Genomic DNA, 25,352 nt, shown 5'->3' with positions numbered 1-25,352 from the left:
CCATGCGATAGGGAGGTGGCGTGCGGCCAAGGGAGGATTGCCATGACCGAAATGTCAGCGACGCTGCCGCGCCACGAGGATGCCGTGCGGCGCTTCCGCATCGAGGACGAGATCGCCAGGCTCTCCGGCGATCCGGCGAGCGGCATCAACGCCTATGTCGAATGCTGCGGCCGCTATACCGGCGAAAACCGGCTGGCGCTGCGGGCGATCTCCGCCAATGACGAGCTGCGCGAATACAGTTTTGATGATCTCGCCGACATGTCGGGCCGCGTCGGCAATCTCCTGAAGGATCTGGGCGTTCGCCCCGGCGATGTCGTGGCCGGCATGCTGCCGCGCATTCCCGAGCTGGTGGCGCTGATCCTCGGCGCCTGGCGCGTCGGCGCGGTCTACCAGCCGCTGTTCACAGCCTTCGGCCCGAACGCGATCGAGCATCGCTTAAGCTACAGCAAGGCCAAGCTGGTGGTGACCAACCCGGCAAATCGCGGCAAGCTCCACGAGGTGGAAAACCCGCCGCGCGTCGCGACCATCCTCGGGCCTGGCGAGACCTTACCCGCCGGCGACATCGATTTCCGCGCCGCGCTTGCCGCCGCCTCCCCCGACTGTGACCCGGTGATGCGCAAGGGCTCGGATCTCTTCATGATGATGTCGACCTCCGGCACGACCGGCCACCCGAAGGGCGTGCCGGTGCCGCTCAACGCTTTGCTCGCCTTCGGCGCCTACATGCGCGACGCGATCGGGCTTCGGTCCGACGACGTGTTCTGGAATATCGCCGACCCTGGCTGGGCCTACGGGCTCTACTATGCCATCACCGGGCCACTCCAGCTTGGCATCGCCACCACCTTCTACGAAGGCGCTTTCAACGCTATAAGCACCTACTACATCATCGAGCGGCTAGGCGTCACCAGCCTTGCCGGCTCGCCCACCGCCTATCGGCTGCTGATGGCGGAAGGCGCCGAGGCCGCCGCCCGCGTCAAGGGCAAGCTGCGCGTCGTGAGCAGCGCCGGCGAGCCGCTCAACCCGGAAGTGATCCGCTGGTTCGACGCCCACCTCGCCGCGCCCATCCACGACCATTACGGCCAGACCGAGAACGGCATGATGGTCAACAACCACCATGGTCTGGCGCACACGGTTCGCGCGGGCTCGGCCGGCTTCGCCATGCCGGGCTACCGCATGGTGGTGCTGGACGAAGCGGGCCGCGAGCTCGGTCCCAACCAGCCGGGCGTGCTCGCTGTCGATATCGCCAAATCGCCGCTGCGCTGGTTCGACGGCTACCATCAGGCGGAGACGCCGGCGATCGCCGGCGGCTACTACCGCACAGGCGACACGGTGGAATACGAGCCGGACGGCTCGGTCTCCTTCATCGGCCGGGCCGACGACGTCATCACCTCGGCCGGCTACCGCATCGGCCCGTTCGATGTGGAAAGCGCGCTGATCGAGCATCCGGCGGTCAACGAGGCGGCCGCGGTCGGCGTGCCCGATCCGCAGCGTACCGAGATCGTCAAGGCCTTCGTGGTGCTGGCGCCGGCCTATAAGGGCAGCGACGCGCTTGCGGAAGAACTTGCGCAGCATGTGAAGAAGCGACTTTCGGCCCATTCCTATCCGCGCGAGGTCGAATTCGTCACCGAGCTGCCGAAAACCCCGAGCGGCAAGATCCAGCGGTTCTTGCTGCGGAAGGCCGAGGTGGAGAAGCGCAACGGGTGAGAGGGCTGATCTGCCCCCTTGTGGGGGAGATCACCCATCTCGCAGCCCTTCGCCAATCATCAATGCCCTTGTGGCGAGATCGGCAGCTTCGTCGCCGTCGCCTGCTGTCTTTTTTTAGCCCAATCTTGTCTTCAAACGTTCGTATGTCTTTGGGCGAAACGCCGAGCGGGGTCATATCATGCGGTTGGTCTTAACACTTCTGTTCTCGCTCGCGGGCACTGCTGCTTTCGCGGCCTCGCCGGAGGACGACTATATCGCCCAGCGCGACAAGGCGATTTCCGACATCGCGGCGCTGGAGAGCTCGAACACTCAGGTGGAAACGCTCGATGCCGCGAACACCAAGGCGCAGGCCGATCTCGAAAAGCGTCTTGCCGCTATTCTCGGCCCGCTTTCCGTCAAGGATTTTCCGGCAACCGGCAAGATCAACCTCGAAAGCCTAAGTGCCTCCGATATCGGCTTCGGCATGCTCGACGGGCTGCGCTACGCCAAGAGCGACGAGGGCCCGAGCATCGTGGCGACGACGCGCGGGCTCGCGGAGCGCTGGCTGCGGTCCAAGACTGATGAGGACGATGAGAGCCTCAAGCTGCCAACCGGCATCGACGACGCGCTCAAGCTCGATGCCTTCTACACCCAGGCCATCGGCGCCGACGCCGCATTCGTGAAGACGCTCGACTTTGCGCTGAAGAAGCCCGAAGGCGCCGATATCGTTGTCGCCAGGCTCGGCGGCTGGACACAGGACGTCGGGCCGATCTACGCCCAGCAGGTCGTCGTCGCGGTGGTCAAGGGCGACCGCGTCCTCATCGCCGAGGCGCCCGCATCACCGCCCGTGCCGAAGATCGCAGCCTGCGAGGCGCTTTGGACAGCGGCGGACGCGACCGCGCAGAAATTCCAGGAGACCTATCAGAGCTCGGACCTCAAGGACCAGCAGGCCTACGATGCCGCCAACGCAGCCTGGGAAAAAGGCGACGGCGATTATCGCGCCTGCATGGGCGAGCGGCTGCCCGGCGATGCGGCTTTCCCGGCGCTGCTCGCAGAGGCGCAGCAGCTGGCCGACCACATGGCCGGCCAGTAACGCAGGCGCTTCCCGATCTCAACTTGCGTTGGCGCGCATGTTGCGCCGGCTGTTGCGCCGGGCGGTCGGGCGCGCGGCCTCCGCGATGATGCCGTTGGTCACGGGCACGACGTCCTTGCGCGCCCTCGCATCCGTCACCCTGTGCAGCCGCTCGTAAGGCAGCAGCTCCTTGATGCGGGCGTTGAGCGTCGCGATCTCGGCGCGCAGATCCTCGCATTCCTGCTTCTGGATATCGAGCTGGATCTGCTCGGACGCCTGCTGCAGCGAAAGCTGCGACAGGTTGGTGCTGACCACCGACAGGTTCTTCTTGTCGATTTCGCTCTCGTTCCGGAGAACGGCCAGCCTTTCCTCCGCGATCTGCCGTTCGGTCTCGGCATCGTTCAACCGTGCCTTGAGCCTCATCGTGTCGGCAGCGGCTTCGGTCTTGTCGTTGGAGGCCTGCTCCAGCCGCGATTGCAGCTCCTGGATCTCGGAGCGCAAGCCGCGCAGCTCCGCCTGGCTCCGCGCCAGCTCCGACGCGCCATCGCTTTCGGCGATGCTGGCCGCCTCGGTTGTCTCTGCAAGCTTGGCTTGCGTCGTCTCGAGCGACTTCTGCAGCCGAGCCTCTTCCTTTTCGTGATTGCCGATCTGGGCCATCAGCTCGGCAATTCGCGCGCTTTCGTTGGCGTGGGTTGCCGCGAACTCGTCGAACTTGTGCCGGGCTTCCGCCTCGCGCTTTTGCGCCTGCTCAAGGTCGACCGAAAGGCCGACCTGCTTTTCGCGCAGCAGCTTGTTCTCGGCAGCACGCTTGTCGGCCTCGACGGTCTTGGCCGTCAGCGTCTTGACGATCTCGCCGAACTCCGCCTCGCGCCTGGCGCTCTCATTGCCCGTCTCGACCAGCTCGAGCCGCACCGCCGCTAGCGCCTCGCGCAGCGACTCGCGGTCCTGGACAAGGCTTGCCTCACGCTGCTGCCAGGCCTCGGCCGCGCCGTCGCGTTCGCGCTGCTTCCTGGAGGCGTCGAGCAGTTGCTCCGCCAGGGCCTTGTGTCCGGCGTTCAAAGCGGCGTTCTCCAGCTCAAGCTCATTGGCGCGGAGCGCATCGCGATGCAGGACGTTCAGGATCTCGCGGGTCATCTGATGCGCGGTGGCGATCTCGGCCAGCCTCGCCCCGATCTCCTCCAGATGACCCTGTCCGTCGCGGAACAGCCCGGCAACGGCTTCCAGAGCGGCCAACCGTGTCTGTGTGTGCGGCGTCAGCCGCGAGGCCGAAGCCTCGGACTGGGCCTCGCCCGGCGGATCCTCGTCGCTTGCCGCCGCAGCGGCGACCGCATCGTCTTCCAAGGACGTCTGTTCGTCAGCCGAAAGACATTCCTCGAAAGCCTCAGCCAGATCCGACTGGAGCTCCTGAAATTCCTTGTCTACGTCTTCGGCCCGCTTGATCAGGGATTTGAAATTCATAACGGCACACCTCTTACGCTCACACCCGCCGTCTTACTTAACGAATTACTAATTTATCCCTTTACGTTCCGCGCGGGAAGCCTGACCAAAAGAAGGAAGAAATTAAGGTTATCGCGGGTTTCCAGAGGCTTGCGCGACGTTCCGCCAGCGTCACCTCTGCCGAGCGCGGTAAGTGCCTTTTCGCCCTTGCCGGGGGCCGGTAGGTTCACCCGCCATCGACCCGCAAACCCAACCTCTTGTTGCCTTCGCGTCTCGTCACGATATTGTCGTACCGAGGGCGGCCCCGGCCGGGCGCCGCCAGCGCAATTAAAATGGTCGAAGGATGAGATCCCGGACGCGTTTGGGCGCGACGGGCAAAAAAGAAGACGTGGGAAAGTTTGGATGACGGATATCAAGACGGAAACGAGGGCATTCGAGGCCGACGTCTCGCGGCTGCTGCATATGATGGTGCATTCAGTCTATTCGGACCGGGATGTCTTCCTGCGCGAGCTGATCTCCAACGCGGCCGATGCCTGCGAAAAACTGCGTTTCGAGGCGATCACCCGCCCCAGACTTCTGGGCGAGGACGCAAGGCCGCGCATCACCATTGGCGCCGACCCGGACAACAAGCAGCTCGCCGTCGAGGATAACGGCATCGGCATGAGTCGCGACGAGATGGCAGAGGCGCTGGGCACGATCGCCCGCTCCGGCACCCGCGCCTTCATCGAGCGGGTCGAGGCCGGCAAGGCGGCGGAAGACTCCGCGCTCATCGGCCAGTTCGGCGTCGGCTTCTATTCCGCCTTCATGGTGGCCGATCATGTCGACGTAATCAGCCGGCAGGCCGGCAGCGAGGAAGCCTGGCGCTGGTCGTCGGACGGCAAGGGCACCTACGAGATCGCGCCGGTGCCGCTCGCGGCGGCACCCAAGCGCGGCACGCGCGTCGTGTTGCACCTGATGGAGGATGCGACCTCCTACACGACGCCTTACCGGCTGGAGGGATTGGCGAAATCGCAGTCGGGCCACGTGCCGGTGCCGATCGCGCTTGTCGAGAAGCCGGGCGCCGAGCCGCGCGACATCGCCGACGGCACGGCGCTGTGGGTTCGGCAAAAGAGCGAGATCAAGCCGGAGGAATACACCGACTTCTACCGCAGCGTCGCCGGGCAATATGACGAGCCGGCCGCCACGATCCACTTCCGCGCCGAGGGCCGGCAGGAATACAGCGTGCTCGCCTTCGTGCCGGGCTCGCGCCCGTTCGATCTCTTCGACCAGGACCGCAAGGGACGCATGAAGCTCTATGTGCGGCGCGTCTTCATCACCGACGACGCCGACGTCCTGCCGCGCTACCTGCGCTTCGTGCGCGGTCTGGTCGATTCCGCCGACCTGCCGCTCAACGTCTCGCGCGAGATGATCCAGGAAAGCCCGCTGCTCGCCGCGATCCGCAAGGGCGTGACCAACCGCGTGCTCGGCGATCTCGCCAAGCTGGCCGACAACGATGCCGAGGCTTACGCCAAGGTCTGGGAGAATTTCGGCGTCGTGCTCAAGGAAGGTCTCTACGAGGACTACGAGCGACGCGACCAGTTGCTGAAGCTCGCCCGTTTCCGCTCGACGGCTTCGGGCGAAGATTTGCGCGGCCTCGCCGACTATGTCGCCGCCATGAAGGAAGGCCAGAAGGCGATCTTCTTCATGGCTGGTGACGACCGCGCCCGGATCGAGGCCTCGCCGCAGCTCGAAGGTTTTCGGGCACGCGGCATCGAAGTGCTGCTTTTGACCGATCCGGTCGATAGTTTCTGGACGACGATGGCGCCGGAATTCGACGGCAAGCCGTTCAAGTCGGTGACGCAGGGAGCCGCCGAGCTATCGGAGATCCCGCTGCTCGACACGACAGCCAAGCCGGAGACGACGGCGATGCCGGAAATCGACGGCTTCCTGGCTTTCGTGAAGGCGACGCTCGGCGACGAGGTTTCGGACGTCAAGGCCTCGGACCGCCTGACCGAAAGCGCGGTTTGCCTGGTTGCGCCCGAGCATGGCCCCGACCGCCAGTTCGAGCGGCTGCTCAACGCCGCCGGCCGGTTGGACAAGGCCGCGAGGCCGATCCTCGAGATCAACCCGCGGCACGAGCGGGTCGCGGCGCTGGCCAGGCTCGGCGACGACGAGCAGGCCTTCAAGGAAGACGCCGCGCATCTGCTCTACGACGAGGCGCGCGTGCTCGACGGCGACAAGCCGGCGGATGCGAAGGCGTTCTCTGCGCGACTTGCTCGGTTGATCGAGCGCGGGTTGGCGAAGGGGTGATTGGCGCCGGCGCCGATCCAGCGTGGGGAGGCGCCGCCCTACCCTCTCAGCCCCGGCGCTTCCTGGCCGGTGCGGGCGACATATTCGGTATAGCCGCCGCCATAGGTGTGGATGCCGTCAGGCGTCAGCTCCAGCAAGCGGTTGGAGAGCGCTGCCAGGAAATGGCGGTCGTGCGAGACGAAGAGCATGGTGCCCTCATATTGCGCCAGCGCCTCGATCAGCATCTGCTTGGTCGCCATGTCGAGGTGGTTGGTCGGCTCGTCGAGCACCAGAAGATTGGGCGGATCGAAGAGCATCAGCGCCATCACCAGGCGGGCCTTCTCGCCGCCGGAGAGCACGCGGCACTTCTTCTCGATCTCGTCGCCGGAAAAGCCGAAACAGCCGGCTAAAGCCCTGAGCGGCGCCTGGCCGGCCTGCGGGAAATTGTCTTCAAGGGTCTGGAAAACGGTGCGCTCGCCGTCGAGCAGCTCCATGGCGTGCTGGGCGAAATAGCCCATCTTGACGCTTGGCCCGCGCGCGACGGTCCCCTCGTCCGGCTCGGAGGCGCCGGCCACCAGCTTCAGCAGCGTCGACTTGCCGGCGCCGTTGACGCCCATCACGCACCAGCGTTCGCGGCGGCGGATCTGGAAGTCGAGGCCTGAATAGATGGAGCGGCTGCCGTAGGACTTGTGGATCCCTTTCAGCGTCGCCACGTCCTCGCCGCAGCGCGGCGCCGGCTGGAACTCGAAGGCTACCGTCTGGCGGCGCTTCGGCGGCTCGACGCGGTCGATCTTGTCGAGCTTCTTGACCCGGCTCTGCACCTGCGCGGCATGCGAGGCGCGCGCCTTGAAGCGCTCGATGAAGGCGATCTCCTTGGCCAGCATCGCCTGCTGGCGCTCGAACTGCGCCTGCAGCTGCTTGTCGGCCAGCCCCCGCTGTTCCTGGTAGAATTCGTAGTTGCCGGAATAGGAGGTGAGCGCGCCGGCATCGATCTCGATCACTTTCGAGACGATGCGGTTCATGAACTCGCGGTCGTGCGAGGTCATCAGCAGCGCGCCGTCATAGTCCTTCAGGAATTTCTCCAGCCAGATCAGGCTTTCGAGGTCGAGGTGGTTGCTCGGCTCGTCGAGCAGCATGACGTCGGGCCGCATGAGCAGGATGCGGGCGAGCGCCACGCGCATCTTCCAGCCGCCGGAAAGCTTTGCGACGTCGCCGTCCATCATCTCCTGCGAGAAGCCCAGGCCGTCCAGCACCTCGCGCGCCCGGCCGTCGAGCGCATAGCCGTCGAGCTCCTCGAAGCGGTGCTGCAACTCGCCGTAGCGCTCGATGATCTGATCCATCTCGTCGACGCGGTCGGGATCGCCCATGGCGTGCTCCAGCTCGCGCATCTCGGCGGCGACCGCGCTGACCGGCCCGGCGCCTTCCATGACTTCGGCCACGGCGCTTAATCCCCCCATGTCGCCGACATCCTGGCTGAAATAGCCGATGGTGACGCCACGATCGACCGAGACCTGGCCCTCGTCGGGCTGCTCCTGACCGATGATCATGCGGAACAATGTCGTCTTGCCGGCGCCGTTCGGGCCGACGAGCCCGACCTTCTCGCCCTTCTGCAAGGCGGCCGAGGCTTCGACGAAGACGATCTGTTGGCCGTTCTGCTTGCCGATGCTTTCGAGACGGATCATGGGCTCGTAGGGGAGTAGGGGAGTAGGGGAGTAGGGGAGTAGGGCAAATAAGCGAATGCGCGAGATAAGGGAACCCCTTATCCGCCGCTTCGGCGATCACATCCCTCGCCTACTCCCCTACTCCCTTACTCCCTTACTCCCCTAACCTTACTTCGCGTCGTGGAAGATGATCCCCACCGTGTGACGCTGGCCCGAGCGCAACCTGCTGACCCCATGGCGCAGGTTTACGCGGTAGTAGCCCCGCGAGCCCTCCACCGGCCGATTGTGGACGGCGAAGATCACCGCATCGCCTCTTCTCAGCGGCACCGCCTCGGCGCGGCTCTGCATGCGCGGGCGCTGTTCGGTCAGCACGAATTCGCCGCCGGAAAAATCCTCGCCCGGCTCCGACAGCAGGATCGCCACCTGCAGCGGAAAGGCGAGCGCACCGTAAAGATCCTGGTGCAGGCAGTTGAAATCGCCGGGGCCGTATTGCAAGAGCAACGGCGTCGGCTTCGTCTGGCCCTCGTCATGGCAGCGCTTCAGGAAGGCGGCGTGGTCGGCGGGATAGCGAAGCGCCACACCCATCTTCTCGTTCCAGTCATTGGCGACCGTGGCAAGACGCGGATAGAGGGCTGAGCGCAAGTCCTCGATCAGGTCCGGCAGCGGGTAGTTGAAGTAACGGTATTCGCCTTTGCCGAAACCATGGCGCGCCATGATCACATGGCTGCGGAAATGCTCCTCATGCGGATAGAGACCGGCGATATCGGCGCATTCGTCCGCCGACAGCAGGCCGGGCATGACGGCGCAGCCATGGGCGTTGAGGTCGGAGACGATGCTGCGCCAGTCTTGCGCGGCGACGCGGGATTCGGCGGAGCGGCTGGCGCGTTTGGTGTTGAGGGAATGGATGGTCATGGGTTGGCTCCTTGATGACTTCAAAGTGGGGCGGAGGAGACGTTGGAGCCACCCGATTCATGCTGAGGTTGCCAGCACGAGCGGCGCATGCTCCTTTGGAGCGGCCAGCACCAAATGAGAGCAGTGGGATGGACTATCCATTCGGCATCGACTACGCGTGGATTGCCTCGGACCGCGATGGCCGGTTGGGCGCGTTCATCACAGCGGGCAGCGCCCCAATTCCAGTCGAGGTCTTCGCCACGGATTTTTCGGAGGCGACTTCCATCGAAGCTCGGATCGACGAGGTCCCGATCGTATCGAAGGCCAATCTGCTGGTCCCCGTTAAGGACGCCAGCAGCTACATCGCGCTAGCCGAGCGAGGCTTCTACGTGTTCGACTGGACGGATATTCATAGGGTAGCAAGAGCAGAAATTCATGCCTATGAACTGGTAGCGAAGCCGGAGCGGCCAGCCGGGCTCAGTTCGCTGCCGCCCGATCTTGCATCGATCGCGGCCGGCATCCAATTCTGGGCTGATTTCGGTTCGACGGCGCATTTCGACGTCCGCACCTACAAGAAATGTGTCGAAGCCGAGCGGCCGTGACATACCATGATTAGGCACGTCGGCGGGACAGCACCCCCCTCTGCCCTGCCGGGCATCTCCCCCGCAAGGGGGGAAATCAGCAGCTTCAGCGCCGCCGATACCTCTCCAGCTCCGGGTCGAGGTCCACCTTCACCGCATTGGTGAACACGCAGGTCGCCACCATGATGCCGGCGAAGGCGGTGAGATTGACCAGCAGCGTCTCGTCATAGCGTGCCTTGAGCGCGGCCCAGGTCTCGTGCGGGACGGCATTGGCGTCGGCTGCGACCGTCTTGCCGAACTCGATCAGCAGCACCTCGTCGGCGGTCAGCGCTATCCCTTCGGGATCAAGGCCGTTCTCGATCAGCGCCCGGCGGAAGAAGGTCACCGGGATTTCGGCGCGCATCGTCTCGGCGATCGCCTTCGAGAACAGCCAGATCGCGCGGTCGTCGAGCGTGGGCTTGAGGAGATCGCGCAGAGTGAACCATTCGGCGTAGATGCGATGCGCGGCCGGCGAATTCAGCAGGATGCGCTTCATGTTGGTCATGCGGCCGCGCAGCTTAAGTTCGCGGTCATGCTCGGCGCGGATGTCGTCCGGGGCGGTCGCGTAGTCGATCGGGGAAAGATGCGCCATCGGCTTCACCCCAGCGTCGCGTGCAGTGCCGGCGCGCCGCGCAGCGTGTTGGAAACGGTGCAGATGTCCTCAGCGTCGGCGAGGATTTGCCGCTTGGTCGCAACGTCGAGGTCGCCGGTGATCTCCAATCTGACGGTGAATGTCTCGACTCGCGAGGGCTCGTCCTTCGCCTTCTCACCGCTCACATCCGCCCTCACCCCGCCGAGCCGGTCGGCGACACCGAGGCGAGTGGCGGCGATGCGGGCGCTAAGCACCATGCAGGCGGCCAGCGAGGCGTAGAGCAGATCGAGCGGATTGAAGCCCGGCGCGCTGACCTGGGTGACGACGTCGACTGTGCCGCCGGTCGGCGTCGTGACCGCCGGCAGGCCGCCCGGCGGCAGGACGGCAAGCGCGCCAGTGTTGCGGGTTCTGATCTTCAGCTCTGCCATTGTGTTTCCTTGGTCCTGCTCAGCCGCTCGGTTGATCTACCCGGCCCTCGGCTGGCTCAGAGATGCTGCCAGATCATCTTGAGCGGCGAGCCAATCGCCTGCTCAATCTTTCGCGACTGATCAGCACCGAGGGTGGTCGCGCCAGGATTGACGACTGTAAGCGAGCACGTGCCGAACGCGGCGGGCCATACATAGCGGAGGTCGTTGAGCGACGTGGATTTGCTGCAACAAGGCGTCACGATCGTGAGGTTGTTAAAATCCGAAGCGGCTGCCTGATCCATGGCATCGCCCCACCAATCCTCCAGGTCGCTCCCGCAGAAGGCGCAGTGGACGCTTTCCGTATTCGCGCCTGCATCGAAGAAAGTGACCGCTTCCTTGTATTCGATTCCGACATGCTCAGCTTGGGGGAACAGTCTGCGCACCAAGTTGGCAGCCTCTTCCGCCGCCGTCTTATCGGGCTGCCAGTACGGATCGTCAGGAACCATGTGCAGGTAATTGTCGGACATGGCACCTTGTGTGGCAGGAAGACCGATCCTAGCAAGTACCCTTGCGGCGCGCCAACGAAAAAAGCCCGACGGAGCGGGCCTTTCGCAAGAAAGGCTTCGACGACTACTTCGTCAAATCAAGCGCCGCCGTCAGATCCCCCATCGGCGGCTCGCCGTTGGCGGCCAGCGCCTTGTCGCGGGCGACGATGCCTTGCAGCACCGGCAGGTCGTAGCGGGCGGTGATGAAGCGCAGGATCGAGGTCGTGTCGTATTGCGTATGGTCGACCGTGCCCATCCTGGCATAGGGCGAGACGATGAAGGCCGGGACGGGTTGCCCGGGCCCCAGCGGTCGGCCCTGGGCGGCGCGACATGATCCCAGAAGCCGCCATTCTCGTCATAGGTGACGACGACCAGCATGTGCTGCCATTGCGGGCTCTTCTCCAGATGCGCAACGACGTCGGCCAGATGCTGGTCGCCACTGGCGACGTCGGTATAGCCGCCATGCTCGTTGAGGTTGCCCTGCGGCTTGTAGAAGGTCACGGCCGGCAGCTTGCCGTCGTCGATCGCCTTGATGAACTCGGTGCCACCGAGGCCGCCATCCTTGAGATGCTCTGCGCGCGCGGCGGTGCCGGGCGCATAGGCGGCGAAATAGTTGAACGGCTGGTGGTGGAACTGGAAGTTCGGCACCGGGGTGGCGTTCTTGCCGTCGAGCGCCGCCTGCCAGGCGCCGGAATACCAGGCCCAGGAAACACCCTTCAGCGACAGGAGATCTCCGATAGTGATCTCGCTCTGCGGCGGCAGCGTGGTCGGTGCCGCCGGATCGGCGAGCGCCTTGTCGCCGCCCTCGGCCGGCTTGTTGGCGCTCGGCTGGTACGGCGGCTGCATGGTGTTGACGGCGTGGAAGTCGGGCGTGATGGCGCCGTCATTGACGAATTTCGGCGCGCCGCCGAGCGCGGAGTGCGGCGAATTGTCGGCCAGCTTCAGCGTCACGCCGTCGGGCTCGACGACGGCGATCTGGGCCTTGACCGGGCTGGTGTCGGCATGGGGATAGACCGGCACGCAGGCGCAGGCGAGCATGAAGTGGTTGAGGAAGGAGCCGCCGAAGGCGCCCTGGAAGAAATTGTCGGCAAGCACGTATTTCTTGCCCACCGCCCACATCGGCAGGCCAGATCCGTCATAGTGGCCCATGACGAGTGAGCCGGAATCGGCCCAGGCGACGAACTTGTCGTTCCGGCCACCGTCGATCTGCATCTGCTCCTGGTAGAAGCGGTGCCAGAGGTCGCGGGTGATGACGCCCATATTCTCGTTGAAACCCTTGGGATCGTCGATGGCGAAGCTGGCATTGGCGAGATGCGCGGTCTGAGCCTCCGTCACCGCGGGGGTGACGCCCTTGCCGGTCAGGCCGCCCCAGGCGGGCGGCAGCTCGGCCAGCGGCTTGCCGTCGCGGTCGAGCTGGCGCGCCTGCTCGGCCGAGACGTTCGCCAGGCCATTGGCGCCGGGAAAGCCGCCATAGAGATTATCGAAGCTGCGGTTCTCGGCGAAGATGACGACGACGGTGTCGATCTTGTCGTAGCCGGGGGGAGCGGCATGGGCAGCAGCAGTGAGCGATGCCAGCGCCGTCGAGGCGAGGCAAAGGGAGAGAAGGGACCGGATCATTGGAAAATGCCTCGTGGCTGAGGAATGGCTGGAGGAGCAACGCATGTGTCGGAACAAGGGACTGGCATGGACCCAGCTACTTCGATGCCTTATCACCTTTGTGACATTTCCAGCCCTTGCGATACACGGTTTCGTGAGCACGAAGACCGGTCATCATTCCTTTGCACTGCGACCTTACTTCCCGGCAGAACTCAGGATGGCACCGATGACAATGGGACGATGGAAAGGCCGGGCGATCGCCGTCATAGCGGCATCGATATTCGGCTTCGCCGCGCCAGCGAATACGGCGGGACCTGGGGGCGTCCATCCAGGCCCGCTATCACGCGCCGAAGCTTTCGCGCGCGCCGAGGCGCTCACGGCGCTCGGGCGGCAGATGTTTTTCGATCCCTCGCTGTCGGCCTCGGGCAAACAGGCCTGCTCGTCCTGCCACGATCCCAACCATGCCTTCGGCCCGGCCTCGGCCGCGCCAGTCGAACGGGGCGGCCCGAAGCTCGATCAGCCCGGCCTGCGCGCCGTGCCGTCGCTGCGCTACCTGCAGGCGGCGCCCGCCTTCGCCGAGCATTTCTATGATTCCGAGGACGAAGGCGACGAGAGCGTCGACAACGGCCCGACCGGCGGGCTGACCTGGGACGGCCGCGCCGACCACGGCAAAGACCAGGCGAGGATTCCGTTGCTCTCGCCCTTCGAGATGGCGAACAAGGACGAAGGGGCCGTGGTCGCGGCGCTGCGCAAGGTCCCTTATGCCGACGCCTTCAAGGCGGCGTTCGGCGCCGATGTGTTCGACCATCCGCAAGATGCCTTCGACGCCGCGGTCGAGGCGCTCGGCACCTTCGAGCAGAGCAGCGTCGATTTCTATCCCTATTCCAGCCGCTATGACGCCTTTCTCGCCGGCAAGGCGAGCTTGACCGCACAGGAGCTGCACGGCCGCGCGCTGTTCGAGGACGAGGCCAAGGGCAATTGCGCAAGCTGCCATCTGAGCGAGCCCGCCAATGACGGCGAGCCGCCGCAATTCACCGATTACGGCCTGATCGCCATCGCAGTGCCGCGCAACCCGGCGATCCCGGCCAATGCCGATCCCGCCTATTTCGACCTCGGCCTATGCGGTCCGCTACGCACCGACTTCAAAGGCCGTTCCGAATATTGCGGCCTGTTCAAGACGCCGACGCTGCGCAACGTCGCGCAGCGCAAAAGCTTCTTCCACAATGGCCGCTTCCACACGCTGCGCGAGGCGGTGGCCTTCTACGCCAGCCGCGACACCGATTCCGGCCGCTGGTATCCAAAGAACGCCGACGGCACGGTGAACAAATTCGACGACCTGCCAAAGGCTTACTGGGGAAACCTCAATACCGACCCGCCCTTCAACGGCAGGACGCTAGGCGACAAGCCGGCGCTCACCGATGCCGAGATCGACGACATCGTCGCTTTCCTCAGCACGTTGACCGACGCCGACCAGGCGGGGCAGTGACGGCGGCGAGGCCTCCGGTGCTGCCCGAGCGCAGGGTGCGGATTTGTCGTTCGGCACCGAATCGACGTAATCGGAGATGTGTGGGCCAGATCACAGGATCGGCATGAAACGCCTTCTATATTAGAGGCTCTTCATGGATGGAGTCTCGGATGAGATTCGTCGCTTTACAGGACCCGACCGACCGCTGGACGGTGTTTGATACGGCCATTGAGGAGCCCGCCGAATTCGGCGGCCGCGTGCTCATCGGCCTGACGTCGCATGAAGCGCTGCGGCTCGCGGCCGCGGCCAACGACGAGGCGGGATGCCGGGAAATCGACGCGCTGGGGTCTCTTCAGGGCCGGTAACGCGGGCCGCGGACAGTACCCCTTTCCTCCAGGAAAATCGCAAGCGAACAAGCGGTTGAGACGGCGCGCTGCCGGACTGATTCAGGTCCCTCGCGCGGCCGGCGCGTAGCGGCTCACCACCATGCCGGAGGCATAGGCTTTCGAGCCGATGAGCTTCAGCCTGGCGAAGCCGCCCTGGTCAAAGATGCGGCGGCCGCCACCCAGCACCGCCGGGTTGATGAAGAGCTGGAACTCCTCGACCAGGCCGGCTGCAATCAGCGCCGAGGCGAAGCCGGCGCCGCCGAAGACGGCGATGTTGCCGCCCTCGCCCGCCTTCAGCGCGTTGACCTCGCGCGGCAAGTCACCGCTGACGATCCGCGTGCGCTCCCACCGCGAGACCTTCAGCCTGTCGCTCGGCACCACCTTCTCGGCTTCGACGATGCGCTGGGCGAACGCATAGAAACGGTCCTTCGGATATTTCCGCGCCGCATTGCTCCAGTGGTTGAGATAGCCCTCCTCGGCCATCTTGCGGCTCAAGAGGATGGTGTCGACGGTTTCGAACACGGCGTTGAAGTCCTCCTTGAGCTCGTCGTCCTAGTCGCTCTCATCGCCCCATTCCCAAAGCTGCCAGCGACGATCCTCATCCGCGCCGACGAAGCCGTCGACCGACATCTGCATCTGCAGGATGAGCTTTTTCATCGCGCGGTCCTCCTTCCGGTAAACGGTTTACTTTTGGAAGTATTGACTTGCGAGACTAGTGATGTCAATTGTAAAGTGATTTAAAAATGGAACCATATCCATGTCGACCAGGGAACGGTCCGGCTGTCCGATCAGCCTCTCGCTCGAAGTCATCGGCGACCGCTGGACGCTGCTCATCATCCGCGACCTGGCCTTCGCCGGGAAAAAGCATTTTCGCGAATTCCTGCAGTCGGACGAGGGCATCTCGTCACGCACGCTCGCCGAGCGGCTGCAGACGCTGCAGGACGAAGGCATCCTCACCCGCAGCGACGACCCGAGCCATGGGCTGAAGGCGATCTACCGGCTGACGGAGGCCGGCATCGACCTGTTGCCGGTGCTGGCGACAGTCGGCGCGTGGGGCAGCAGATATCGCAAGGCCGACGATGACCTCGCCCGGATTGCCGATAGGCTCGCAGCCGGCGGCGATCCGGCAATCAAGCGGATGAAGGAGAAGCTGCGGGCGGAGCATCTGGGGTAGCGCCAGCCTTACGATCTGCTGATCTCCGCCCTTGATCGCAAGCCTCCGTCTTGCCTGACAAATTAAAAGTTGACTCTTTTACTCATCTTGAATGGCGCTGCCCGCAGCTTGGAGATGGGGATCAGGGTGATGACGAAGCGGCGCGTTCTGGCGGGGTTTGCTGGCAATGACTTTCCTGCATGCACCGCATGCGCTGGCGCAGGACAAACAGGACGTGCTGGCCCCGATCCAGGTCGAGGGCGAGGCCGGCGACAGCACTTCCGACTTCGACGGCTACAAGGCCAGGAAAGACGCCAGCGCCGGCAAATCCGACCAGCCGCTGGAAAAGACGCCGCAAGCGGTGAGCGTGGTCGATCGGGATTGTTATGGCGCGGCGGGTACGTTGAGGTCGCAGACAGCCCTGCAAGGTTCGCGCTCTACAGCTAGGCGCGAAGGGTCGCGGCGCTTGCCGAGATCACGGCGACAAGGTGCCCCTGTCTGCAAGCTCACCATCGGCCGTTTCCGCTTCGCCCACTCTGCGCTAGACTCGGCCCCGCAACAGGATCGCCATCGTCATGATCGTCCAGGCTTGCATCAACGGCGCGCGTCCCGCCGATTTCCATCCGGCGCTTGCGCTCGACCCGGATGCCATGGCGCGCGACGGCGCGGCCTCGATCGCGGCGGGCGCTGCCGAACTGCATGTCCATGCGCGCGGCGCCGACCGGCAGGAAAGCCTGGCGCCCGAGGCGATGGACCGGACGGTGGCGGCGCTGCGCCGGGCCTGCCCGGGCACGCTGATCGGCGTCTCCACCGGCGCCTGGATCGAGAAGGACGACAGGCGCACGCTTGCCGCCATCGCCGGCTGGCATGAACTGCCCGACTACGCCTCGGTCAACCTCAGCGAGGCGGCGGCGCCCGAAGTAATGGAGGCCCTGCGCGGCCGCGGCGTCGGCATCGAGGCGGGGCTGGCATCGATCGGCGACGCGCTCAGGCTCGCCGGCCTCGACCATGGCGGGCGGGTGCTGCGCGTGCTGATCGAGATTTCCGAGCAGACGCTGGACGAGGCTTTTGCCATCGCCAACGGCGTCGAAAAGGTGCTGCAGCGCGAAGGCATACGACGTTCCATCCTGCTGCATGGCGAGAATGCGACGGTGTGGCCCTTCGTCCAACGGGCGGCGCTGCGGAAATTCTCCACCCGTGTCGGGCTGGAGGACGGGAAGGAATTGCCGGACGGCAGCGTGGCCGAAGGGAATGCGGCGCTGGTGAAGGCGGCGGTGGGGATTTGTCGCAAACCGTGACGAGATGTTCCTCGCCCCACGAAGTGGGGGAAGAGAAACCCAAGCTGGAAGTCAGCCGAATTTCGCCAAAGGCTCGGCGCTTATCTCGACCCACTCGCAGCGCCGGCTGTCATGATAGAAGGACTGGAAGGGCGGCGGGAACGACGGATCGGCGAATGCGCCCACCGGAATGGCGGTCAGGCCGGGCTGCGTGTCGATGCGATAGTGGACATTGCTGCCGCAGTCCGGACAGAAGCTGTAAATGACGCGGCCACCCTGCTCGCCGACGCGCGTGAATTGCGCTGACCGTCCCTCGATCGAAACGTCGCCTTCGGCAAACCGGACATTGTAGCTGAAGGCGCTGCCGGTACGCCGCTTGCAGTCGGGGCAATGGCACACCGAGATACGCACCGGCTTACCCACGCAAGTGGCCGACAGCTGACCGCAGGAACATTGGGCGCGACGGGTCACCATAAGCGGCTCCTTCCAGCTCCTCGATCCTCGTCAGGACAGCGGCATGAGAGCTTATGCAGTTTGGCAACACAGCGGAAGGACGCTTCGCGCCGTTTGCGGCAGCCCTTGTCAGGCCCGCCACACCGCCAGATCCGCCAGGATCCGCGCCTTCACCGCAGTGTCGGCATAGCTCGCATTCACCGATGTCGCGGCGAGCTGGCGGATTGTTTCGCCGTTCCAGGCGAGGGTCTCCGCGCAGGCGGCGTAAGACGCTTCGAGCGTCGTGTCGAGCAGCGTCGGATCGTCGGTGTTGATCGAGACCGGGACGCCGGCCTTGCGAAGCGCATCGATCGGATGTTCGGCAAGCGACGGATAGACGCCGAGCGCGATGTTGGAGATCGGGCAGACGCCAAGCGGAATCCGCCTCTGTGCAAGCAACTCGCCCAAAGCCGGCTCCTCGATCGCCCGCACGCCGTGGTCGATGCGGTCGGCGCCAAGCAGTTCGACGGCGGCTTCAAGAAATGATTGAAAGATTTGCGCGTGATGACAGCCAATCTCCCCCGCAAGCGGCAAGATTAGCGCTCCACCCTCACTGCGTGTCCGCGTTGGCCCTCAGTTCGGCGCGCTTCTCGTCCGACACCACCGCCAGATCCAGCACCTTCTGCAGGCCCGCGGCGTGGCGGAAGTTCGGCTCGGTCTGCACGCCGCTGCCGACGGCATCGACGAAGCGCTGGTAATTGGTCGGCACCGTGCCGGCGTCGAGCGTTTCCCACTTGGCGTTCTCGACGTCGACGCCAACGCAGGCCTTGAGCGTCGACCCTTCGAGATTATGCACCACCTCGATGCCGCCCTTGTCGCCATAGATGCGCAGGCGAAGCTCGTTGAGATGGCCGGTCGCCCAGCGGCTGGCATGCACCACGCCGAAGGCGCCGTTGGCGAAGTCGAGCGTCATGGCGAAGCTGTCATTGGCGTCGAGCTGATAGTCGCCGATGCGGTTTCCCGGCGCCTTGTCAAAGGCGCGCAGCCGGCAGAAGACATGGTCGATGTCGAGGGCAGCGCCATAGCTCGCGAAATCGAGGATGTGGATGCCGACGTCGCCAAGCACGCCGTTCGAGCCGTGGCCGCGCGACAGCCGCCACAGCCATTTCGGGTCGCTGCGCCAGTCGCCCCAGAATTTCGACACCAGCCAGCTCTGCAGATAGGACGCCTCGACATGGCGCACCGTGCCGATCTCGCCGTGCTGCACCATCTGGCGCGCCTTCTGCAGCGGCGCCACATTGCGATAGGTGAGGTTCACCATGTTGACGACACCGGCGGCTTCCGCCGCATCGGCCATCTCGCTCGCCTTGCCGAAATTCTCGGCCAGCGGCTTTTCGCAAAGCACCGGCTTGCCGGCGGCAATCAGCGCCATGGTGGTGGGATGGTGGATGCGGTCGGGCGTGACATTGGCGACCGCGTCGAAATCGCCCCAGTCGAGCGCCGCTTCCAGCGAGGTGAAACGCTTCGGAATATTATAGGCGTCGGCATACTCGCCGACGCGCGCCGGATCGACATCGACGGCGCCGACGATGTCGACGCCCTCGATGGCACTGAAGCGGCGGGCGTGCTCCTGCGCCATCCAGCCGGTACCGAGTATCAAAAGTCGCATTCTTGCTCCTCCGAGCGGATTGGTTCGATTCAATTACATGCCCAATGTGGCCTAAGCGCTGTCTTCGCGCAATTCCCGAATGCTTTAGCGGAAGCCGCCCTCGCCGGCCGCGTGCAGCTTGCCGCCGCGCTCTACGATCGGCTCCAGCGCCTTCTCGACCGGCACGTTCGGCGCGTTGAGGATGGCGGGCTTTGCCCCTTGCGGGCTATGCGCCCACCTCACCGCGTTGCGAAGCACCTTGTGCACGGTGGCGTCGTGATAGGTCGGATAGGTTTCGTGTCCGGGGCGGAAGTAGAAGACATTGCCGGCGCCGCGCCGGTAGGTCAGCCCCGAGCGGAACACCTCGCCGCCCTGGAACCAGGAGATGAACACCGTCTCCAGCGGCTCCGGCACGGCGAACTGCTCGCCATACATCTCCTCGTTCTCAAGCTCGAAATATTCGCCGATGCCTTCGGCGATCGGGTGGCTGGGGCTGGTGACCCAGAGCCGCTCGCGCTCGCCGGCCTCACGCCATTTCAGCGTGCAGGGCGTGCCCATCAGCCGCTTGAAAATCTTCGAGAAATGGCCGGAATGGAGCACGATCAGCCCCATGCCTTCCCACACCCGGCGAGCGACGCGCTCGACCACCTCGTCGGCCACCGCGCCGTGGTCCTTATGGCCCCACCAGACGAGCACGTCGGTCTCGGCGAGGCGCGCCTCCGGCAGGCTGTGCTCCGGCTGCTCCAGCGTCGCCGTCGAGGCGGAGATCGCCTTGTCGGCGTTGAGCGCGTTGGCGATGGTCGTGTGCATCCCTTCCGGATAGATGCCGGCCACCACCTCGTTTGTCCGCTCATGGATGTTCTCGCCCCAGACGACAGCGCGTATTGTCATGGATAGCCTCGTGAATGATTGTGAGGATGGAGCCGCCCCGCGCCATAGATAGCGTCTTCGGCCGCTATTGGAAGCAGTTTTCGCCTGCCGCTCCGCTTCGCGCGAAGCACAGGTCACAAGTGCCCTTTTCCAACAACAGCATACGCCTTTATGTTACCAATTTGATTCAACCGCCGCGCACCCGATTGGCAAGCGCCCCTTCCCGTGCGCAATATCAGCCATGGGCGAAGTGCTTGCAGGAGCAGCGATCTTTGCTTGTCTGGCCGGGGCCTCGCTGGTCAGCCTGGTGGTCCATGCGCGCTTCCCCACCCACCATCTCCAGGACGATACCAGCGCCGTGGTGCGGCTTGCCGCGAACCTCTTCGTGGTGATGTCCTCGCTGGTCCTCGGCCTGATGATCAACTCGGCCAAGAACACGTTCGAGGCTATCGACGGCAACGTGCACACCTTCGCCACCGATCTCATCATGCTTGACCGAACGCTCCGGCACTACGGACCGGAGGCGGATAGCGCCCGGCAATCGCTCACCGCCTATGTCCAGCGCGTGGTCGACACCTCGACTGCCGACAGCGACACAACCGTCGTCCCGAACAGGCTGTCGGAACTGCTGCTCAATCAAATCGGCGACATCCTGGCCGGATTGACACCGACGGATGCCAAGCAGACTGCCGTGCAGCAGGCCGCCACTCAGCAACTGCAGAAGGTGATCGAACAACGCTGGATACTGGCCGAGCAGTCCGAGGGCGCCATTCCCGCGCCGCTAATCGCCCTGCTCGTGGCCTGGCTGACGCTGATCTTCGCCAGCTTCGGCTTTCGGGCGCCGCGCAATGCCACCATCGTCTTTACGTGCCTGATTTCCGGGGCACTGGTGGCGGCGGCGATCTACCTGATCATCGATATGGACTCGCCCTTCTCAGGCCCGATCCAGGTCTCGCCGGCGCCGCTGCAAAGGGCGCTGGCGGAACTGACGCAGTGACGTCACCGGCCGGACTGGCCCAGGACCTCGACCAGCAGCTTAGCAGCCACCGCCGCACCGTCGGCGCGGCACCTCCGCGCCGATGGCAGCGAAAGACCGTAAACCGCCAGAGATCGAACGCAGGCTACCGGCAACAAGGCTGCTGCCGGCAAAGTGGCGACGATCAGCCCTGGCGGCCTTCCTGGGCGACCTGGGTGGGCGACCTGGTCAGGCGGGGCACCACGACGAGGCGCTTGATCTTGCCTTTCTTGTAGGCGGCAAGGAAGCGGTGATAGTCCTTGAAGACGACGCAGCCGTTGGATTCGGCGCGGCCGCCGCGCAGCATATAGGTGTGCGCGAGCAGGCCGTTGCGGTTATATTTGTTGTTGCCGCTGGTCGGCGTCAGCCGGATCGCCTCGACGCCGTGGAAGCGCGATTCACGCATCGACAGATTGTAGGTGTCGGGCGGCGTCGGACCGACATTCTTGCGGTTGACGAAGCGCGGCTGGTCGACCATCGAGCCATACCCCGAATGCGCCTCGAGCTTCGAGCCGTCGGGCATGTAGACGGTCGCCGCCGAGATGTCGTAGACGGCGACGCCATTGCCCGTCGAAGGCGAATTGAACAGGCTCCCGAAAGCCCTGCCGAGGCCGCCGCGCTCAGGCGTGTCCGGCTTGGCATAGGCGAGCATCTCGGAGGACTGCGCCTTGCCGCGCTTGGCGGGCTTAGAGTCCGGCACGAGAGGCTTCGAGCCCTGCACACCCGGAAGCGCCTGGTCGGAGAACCTCAGCGAGCGCGGCGACTGCTGGCCTTCCGCGGTATCGACGGCGGCCGGCTGCGGCTTGGCAGGTTCCGGCCTGGCTGGCTGGGGTCTGGCGGCCTGGCTTGCCTGCGACTTGGCCGGTTCCGGCTTGCGCTCGGCATTCTGTTCGGGCGCCTCGGTCGCGCGCTCGAGCGTGGCCCGCGGCCTCAAGCCGGGAACGGCGATGCTATCGGGCAAGCCATCCTGCGGCGGCAGCGAGGCGACCTGCACTGCGGCCTGTCCACCGTCGGGAGCACCCGCCGAAAGATCGGGCGCATCGCTGTTGGCGAGCGCGACGGCGGTCGGCACGTCGACCGTCTCTTCGGGCATGACGTTGGCTAGGGCAAGCGCCAGCTCGGACGCACGCTTGACATCGACCTGGCTTGAGCCGAAACGTGCCTCGGCCGGACCGCTCGAATCGGTCTGGGCGGCGCCGCCGAAGCGGCTCGCCGCCGGCAGGCTCGCAAGCAGGAAGGGCGCGTTCTCCGCGCGATGGAAGGCATCGGCGAGTTTCTGCGGCGAAAGCCCGGCGCGCTTGACCACGGTGTCGAAACGGTCGGCGACATCCGCGGCGGAAGCCTCCAGAACGACCTTCTCACGCGCAACGCTGATCTTTTCAAAAGCGACGCTATCCGGCGTCGCCGGCTTCAGGCGCGCCGCCTTGCCGTCATGGGTTACAGCGGAGGGCGCGAAGCTGGTGGCGAGACCGACACAGTCGGCATCGCAGTCGCCGGTGAGCGAGCCCGTCTTGTAGCCGCCGGCCGCGGTAAGGCGCGGCGCCCAGGCATTGGCAAGGTGGCGGCGCTGGCCGGCGAGCGCGATGTTGCGCGGCGCGACCAGGCTCTGCGGCAATCCGTTGGAGGCAGCGGTGAGCGAGGTGCTTACCGAATAGAGCCCTGCCACGGTAGCCACCGACCATAGGGCGAGCGCGGCGCCGACAGCGGGCACCACAACCCAACGATGACCACCAGATTTCTTCGAAGTTACCCCCTCTTCAGGAGTGTCACCCCGGTTCTTCAAACGCAAAAACGCCATACGACCACTCTCAATCGGCATGCCGGTTTTGCGGACCTGGCACCCGTCACGATCACAGTTCGCCTGGTGCCCCCTGCACCTTCACGCGTCTGTTGCCGATTGATTCAAAAGATGGACAAAGATGGTTAACCAATCCCTCCACCAATCGCCATTGTGGCGACGGTCCATACGAAAAAAGAGCCCTCCATGGTCTTCGCCACGGTAAAAATGCTCTCCCTCGCCCGCTTTTGCTGCCCGTTTTTGCGGGCTGAGTCAAGCAAACGCGAAGGTTTTGCCCTCTCGGACGATCGCCAGCTAAGGACGGATTGAGGTAAAAAAGCGGCAGGAAGAGCCTGGCGTGGCGAGGTGCGGCAGTTCTTCGCGAGCGGAATGCGACGCGCAGCCCCGTGGCGGGAAGGACGGCTGCGCCGCGTGCCGAAAATCAAGGACAGGGCTATCAAGCCAGGTCGCTTCGCACCCTGGCCGCGCGGCGCTTCGAAAGCGACTGCCACAACTCCACTTCGGCGGTGAAGCCGCTTTGGAACGCTTGGATGACGTCGCAGGCAAGCTGTTTTCTTTGGTCGCCGTCCTTAAGGGCCAGACGGCGCTCGTTGCACAGTTGGTCAAATACCTTCTGGAGAAGCTCAAGCTCGCCTGGGCCAAATATGCCGCTGTGTTTGGTGAAAGCCATAACGCTTCCCTCTCCCTTGGATGGGCGAAAGCGCGATCTGCTGTTTCAAGCGTCCGTGTGCCTCGGCCGGGTGCGGACGACAAAGCATCCTACACCCTTCGAGGCGGCGTAGCGATTCCTTCGTAGTCGTAGATGGGGTTTTCAAACCGAGACACTACCCAAGGTCCCCAGGCCCACGGGGCGCCCTGAAGCTGCTCAGCTTTTGAAGCGCCTACCCAATCCAACTATTTGTTTTCACGCAATTCCTGACGAAATTGCTGCGCCCTTCCCGGATTGATTCAAGGGCTGGCAAGCGTCGCGAATTCAGCGCATCTGGTCCGGGCCGTCGGCGACCCCCACGTGATGCCGGTAGACCATTCCCCAGCCCTTCCAGCCGGTGAACAGCAGGATGAGAACAACGATCAGCGACAGAACCGCGCCGACCGGCACCACGGCTGCTTCCGCGTGGGCATATCGCGAGTACCAGTTGTAAAGCTCGATCAGGACGACGACCGCATTGCCGCCGGCGTGAAGCCACACATCCCGAAGATCGCGGATCTGAGCATCGCCCACAATATCGGTCAGGCCGGCAAGAGCGGCCAGCGCGGCCATGATCAGCCCAGCCCCCAGCAGCCAAAGCGAAGCGGTGACCCAGCCCGGATTGCCGGTCCGCCAGAAGATGAGGTCGCAAACGAAGGTCGCGACGAAGAAGGCGATCGGGAACGGTATCAGCATTGCGTGGACAGGATGGCCGGCAATGCTCGCCGTGCTGTGCGGATTGTGGGGGATCGTATGGTTAGCCATCGTAATGCCTCCCGGTGGCGTGGCGAGCGTCGCCCTCAGGCCACATCACAACGCATCACGGGCTTGGCGGCAAAAGAGCCGGATACATACGAACTCCGGTGGCTTCGGAATGTTCCACAAGCTTGGCCGGTGCGGGCGCTTCAACGCCCGACAGCAACGACCGGCATAACCCCATATGCCATTGCGCGGATCTCGGTCGAAACCGAACCAAAACAAACATCTATGTGCTAGTCTTGCGAGCCATCGAATGAACGGCGGGTAATCGCAATGTTGGAAACGGATAAGGTGTTCGCGGGCTCGGTTCCGGAAAACTACGACCGCTATATGGTGCCGTTGATTTTCGAGCCCTACGCCGCGGATCTGGCGCGACGGGCAGCCTCGCTCTCGCCCGGCTCGGTTCTGGAAATCGCCGCGGGCACCGGCGTTGTCACCCGCGCGTTGGCGCCAAAACTGCCCTCCGGCGCAAGCTATGTCGTAACCGACCTCAGCCAGCCGATGCTCGATTACGCCGCTTCGCGGCAAGAACCCGACAGCCGCATCACGTGGCGCCAGGCTGATGCCCTGGCGCTGCCGTTCGAGGACGCGGCCTTCGATGTCGTTTGCTGTCAGTTCGGCGCGATGTTTTTTCCAGACCGCACGCTTGGCTACCGTGAGGCAAAGCGCGTGCTCAAGCCCGGAGGACGTTTTCTGTTCAATGTATGGGACCGCATCGAGGAGAATGTCTTTGCGGACGATATAACGAACGCGCTTGCGCAGATTTTTCCGGACGATCCGCCGCGCTTTCTGGCCCGCACGCCTTACGGCTACCACGATACGGCACTGATCCGCCGCGAGCTGGAGGACGCAGGTTTCTCCCGAGTGGTGATCGAGACGCGGGCCGAACAAAGTCGTGCATCCTCGCCGCGCATTCCGGCCGTTGGCTATTGTCAGGGCTCCCCCCTTCGCAACGAAATCGAGGCCAGGGACGCGGGCAAACTGGAAGCGGCGACGGACTATGCCGCATCGGTGATTGCGGATAGGCACGGTAGCGGCGAGGTCGCGGCCAAAATTCAGGCGCATGTCATAGTGGCTGTGGCCTGAGGCAGT

23 protein-coding genes and 2 pseudogenes are annotated in these 25,352 nt (G+C 64.5%); 10 read left to right on the top strand and 15 right to left on the bottom strand.

Annotated features, from left to right (window positions below; translation table 11 throughout):
- The first annotated feature begins 42 nt into the window (after window positions 1-42).
- Both EN874_RS23560 and EN874_RS23555 read left to right on the top strand, forming a co-directional pair.
- On the top strand, window positions 43-1,701 hold the full coding sequence (locus EN874_RS23560; protein ID WP_127427509.1) for an acyl-CoA synthetase: 1,659 nt from the start codon (window positions 43-45) through the stop codon (window positions 1,699-1,701).
- A gap of 178 nt (window positions 1,702-1,879) precedes the next feature.
- Window positions 1,880-2,773 (top strand): hypothetical protein, encoded by an 894-nt coding sequence (locus EN874_RS23555; protein ID WP_127427508.1) that lies wholly within the window; start codon window positions 1,880-1,882, stop codon window positions 2,771-2,773.
- Window positions 2,774-2,791: 18 nt separating this feature from the next.
- Here the strand turns inward: EN874_RS23555 and EN874_RS23550 are convergent, their stop codons facing one another.
- Window positions 2,792-4,210, bottom strand: a complete 1,419-nt coding sequence (locus EN874_RS23550) for a hypothetical protein (protein ID WP_127427507.1) — start codon at window positions 4,208-4,210, stop codon at window positions 2,792-2,794.
- A 381-nt stretch (window positions 4,211-4,591) separates the two neighbouring features.
- On the opposite strand from EN874_RS23550, the gene htpG reads away from it, so the two are divergent.
- A complete protein-coding gene (htpG, locus tag EN874_RS23545; protein ID WP_127427506.1) occupies window positions 4,592-6,478 on the top strand; it encodes a molecular chaperone HtpG in 1,887 nt (628 codons plus the stop codon).
- A gap of 38 nt (window positions 6,479-6,516) precedes the next feature.
- On the opposite strand, the gene EN874_RS23540 is transcribed toward htpG, so the two are convergent.
- On the bottom strand, window positions 6,517-8,139 hold the full coding sequence (locus EN874_RS23540) for an ABC-F family ATP-binding cassette domain-containing protein (RefSeq protein ID WP_127427505.1): 1,623 nt from the start codon (window positions 8,137-8,139) through the stop codon (window positions 6,517-6,519).
- 147 nt (window positions 8,140-8,286) lie between these two features.
- Window positions 8,287-9,030, bottom strand: a complete 744-nt coding sequence (locus EN874_RS23535; RefSeq protein ID WP_127427504.1) for a 2OG-Fe(II) oxygenase — start codon at window positions 9,028-9,030, stop codon at window positions 8,287-8,289.
- 128 nt (window positions 9,031-9,158) lie between these two features.
- Between EN874_RS23535 and EN874_RS23530 the strand changes: the two genes are divergently transcribed.
- A complete protein-coding gene (locus EN874_RS23530) occupies window positions 9,159-9,611 on the top strand; it encodes a hypothetical protein (protein WP_128261474.1) in 453 nt (150 codons plus the stop codon).
- 85 nt (window positions 9,612-9,696) lie between these two features.
- On the opposite strand, the gene EN874_RS23525 is transcribed toward EN874_RS23530, so the two are convergent.
- The 4 genes and pseudogenes from EN874_RS23525 to EN874_RS23510 form a co-directional block, all read right to left on the bottom strand.
- The gene (locus EN874_RS23525; protein ID WP_127427502.1) at window positions 9,697-10,221 is read right to left on the bottom strand and encodes a hypothetical protein; all 525 of its coding nucleotides are present in this window, start codon (window positions 10,219-10,221) and stop codon (window positions 9,697-9,699) included.
- A gap of 5 nt (window positions 10,222-10,226) precedes the next feature.
- The gene (locus EN874_RS23520) at window positions 10,227-10,649 is read right to left on the bottom strand and encodes an OsmC family protein (protein WP_127427501.1); all 423 of its coding nucleotides are present in this window, start codon (window positions 10,647-10,649) and stop codon (window positions 10,227-10,229) included.
- Between the two features lie 56 nt (window positions 10,650-10,705).
- Window positions 10,706-11,155, bottom strand: coding sequence for a hypothetical protein (locus tag EN874_RS23515; protein WP_127427500.1), 450 nt, complete (start codon window positions 11,153-11,155; stop codon window positions 10,706-10,708).
- A gap of 103 nt (window positions 11,156-11,258) precedes the next feature.
- A pseudogene (locus tag EN874_RS23510) lies at window positions 11,259-12,790 on the bottom strand (acid phosphatase).
- Window positions 12,791-12,995: 205 nt separating this feature from the next.
- Between EN874_RS23510 and EN874_RS23505 the strand changes: the two are divergent.
- Together EN874_RS23505 and EN874_RS23500 are read left to right on the top strand one after the other, a co-directional pair.
- Window positions 12,996-14,255, top strand: a complete 1,260-nt coding sequence (locus EN874_RS23505) for a cytochrome-c peroxidase (RefSeq protein WP_245513639.1) — start codon at window positions 12,996-12,998, stop codon at window positions 14,253-14,255.
- A 149-nt stretch (window positions 14,256-14,404) separates the two neighbouring features.
- The gene (locus EN874_RS23500; RefSeq protein ID WP_127427498.1) at window positions 14,405-14,599 is read left to right on the top strand and encodes a hypothetical protein; all 195 of its coding nucleotides are present in this window, start codon (window positions 14,405-14,407) and stop codon (window positions 14,597-14,599) included.
- A gap of 81 nt (window positions 14,600-14,680) precedes the next feature.
- On the opposite strand, the pseudogene EN874_RS23495 reads toward EN874_RS23500, so the two are convergent.
- Window positions 14,681-15,154 (bottom strand): annotated as a pseudogene (locus EN874_RS23495) (dihydrofolate reductase family protein); the annotation flags it as partial.
- A 223-nt stretch (window positions 15,155-15,377) separates the two neighbouring features.
- Between EN874_RS23495 and EN874_RS23490 the strand changes: the two are divergent.
- Window positions 15,378-15,794 (top strand): helix-turn-helix domain-containing protein, encoded by a 417-nt coding sequence (locus EN874_RS23490; RefSeq protein WP_127427497.1) that lies wholly within the window; start codon window positions 15,378-15,380, stop codon window positions 15,792-15,794.
- 554 nt (window positions 15,795-16,348) lie between these two features.
- A complete protein-coding gene (locus EN874_RS23485) occupies window positions 16,349-17,071 on the top strand; it encodes a 3-keto-5-aminohexanoate cleavage protein (protein WP_127427496.1) in 723 nt (240 codons plus the stop codon).
- Window positions 17,072-17,122: 51 nt separating this feature from the next.
- On the opposite strand, the gene EN874_RS23480 is transcribed toward EN874_RS23485, so the two are convergent.
- The 4 genes from EN874_RS23480 to EN874_RS23465 all read right to left on the bottom strand — a co-directional run bounded on the left by EN874_RS23480 (window position 17,123) and on the right by EN874_RS23465 (window position 20,021).
- Complete coding sequence (locus EN874_RS23480) at window positions 17,123-17,524, bottom strand: GFA family protein (protein ID WP_127427495.1); 402 nt, start codon at window positions 17,522-17,524, stop codon at window positions 17,123-17,125.
- A 108-nt stretch (window positions 17,525-17,632) separates the two neighbouring features.
- Window positions 17,633-18,076, bottom strand: coding sequence for a hypothetical protein (locus tag EN874_RS23475; protein ID WP_245513637.1), 444 nt, complete (start codon window positions 18,074-18,076; stop codon window positions 17,633-17,635).
- A 16-nt stretch (window positions 18,077-18,092) separates the two neighbouring features.
- Window positions 18,093-19,151, bottom strand: coding sequence for a Gfo/Idh/MocA family oxidoreductase (locus EN874_RS23470; protein ID WP_127427494.1), 1,059 nt, complete (start codon window positions 19,149-19,151; stop codon window positions 18,093-18,095).
- Between the two features lie 84 nt (window positions 19,152-19,235).
- Window positions 19,236-20,021 (bottom strand): ThuA domain-containing protein, encoded by a 786-nt coding sequence (locus EN874_RS23465; RefSeq protein WP_127427493.1) that lies wholly within the window; start codon window positions 20,019-20,021, stop codon window positions 19,236-19,238.
- A gap of 220 nt (window positions 20,022-20,241) precedes the next feature.
- On the opposite strand from EN874_RS23465, the gene EN874_RS23460 reads away from it, so the two are divergent.
- Window positions 20,242-20,997 (top strand): DUF4239 domain-containing protein, encoded by a 756-nt coding sequence (locus EN874_RS23460; protein WP_127427492.1) that lies wholly within the window; start codon window positions 20,242-20,244, stop codon window positions 20,995-20,997.
- 163 nt (window positions 20,998-21,160) lie between these two features.
- Here the strand turns inward: EN874_RS23460 and EN874_RS23455 are convergent, their stop codons facing one another.
- The 3 genes from EN874_RS23455 to EN874_RS23445 all read right to left on the bottom strand — a co-directional run bounded on the left by EN874_RS23455 (window position 21,161) and on the right by EN874_RS23445 (window position 24,266).
- Window positions 21,161-22,681, bottom strand: a complete 1,521-nt coding sequence (locus EN874_RS23455) for a tlde1 domain-containing protein (RefSeq protein ID WP_245513636.1) — start codon at window positions 22,679-22,681, stop codon at window positions 21,161-21,163.
- A gap of 568 nt (window positions 22,682-23,249) precedes the next feature.
- A complete protein-coding gene (locus tag EN874_RS33810) occupies window positions 23,250-23,483 on the bottom strand; it encodes an RNA-binding protein (RefSeq protein ID WP_189394130.1) in 234 nt (77 codons plus the stop codon).
- Between the two features lie 303 nt (window positions 23,484-23,786).
- The gene (locus tag EN874_RS23445) at window positions 23,787-24,266 is read right to left on the bottom strand and encodes a DUF2231 domain-containing protein (protein WP_168247566.1); all 480 of its coding nucleotides are present in this window, start codon (window positions 24,264-24,266) and stop codon (window positions 23,787-23,789) included.
- Between the two features lie 267 nt (window positions 24,267-24,533).
- Here EN874_RS23445 and EN874_RS23440 point away from each other — a divergent pair, with 267 nt between their 5' ends.
- A complete protein-coding gene (locus tag EN874_RS23440; RefSeq protein ID WP_127427490.1) occupies window positions 24,534-25,346 on the top strand; it encodes a methyltransferase domain-containing protein in 813 nt (270 codons plus the stop codon).
- Window positions 25,347-25,352 lie beyond the last annotated feature (6 nt).

The sequence above is a fragment of the Mesorhizobium sp. M1D.F.Ca.ET.231.01.1.1 genome (genome assembly GCF_003999155.2).
Taxonomy (GTDB): Bacteria; Pseudomonadota; Alphaproteobacteria; order Rhizobiales; family Rhizobiaceae; genus Mesorhizobium.
This window is presented reverse-complemented; position numbering and strand designations above follow the sequence as displayed.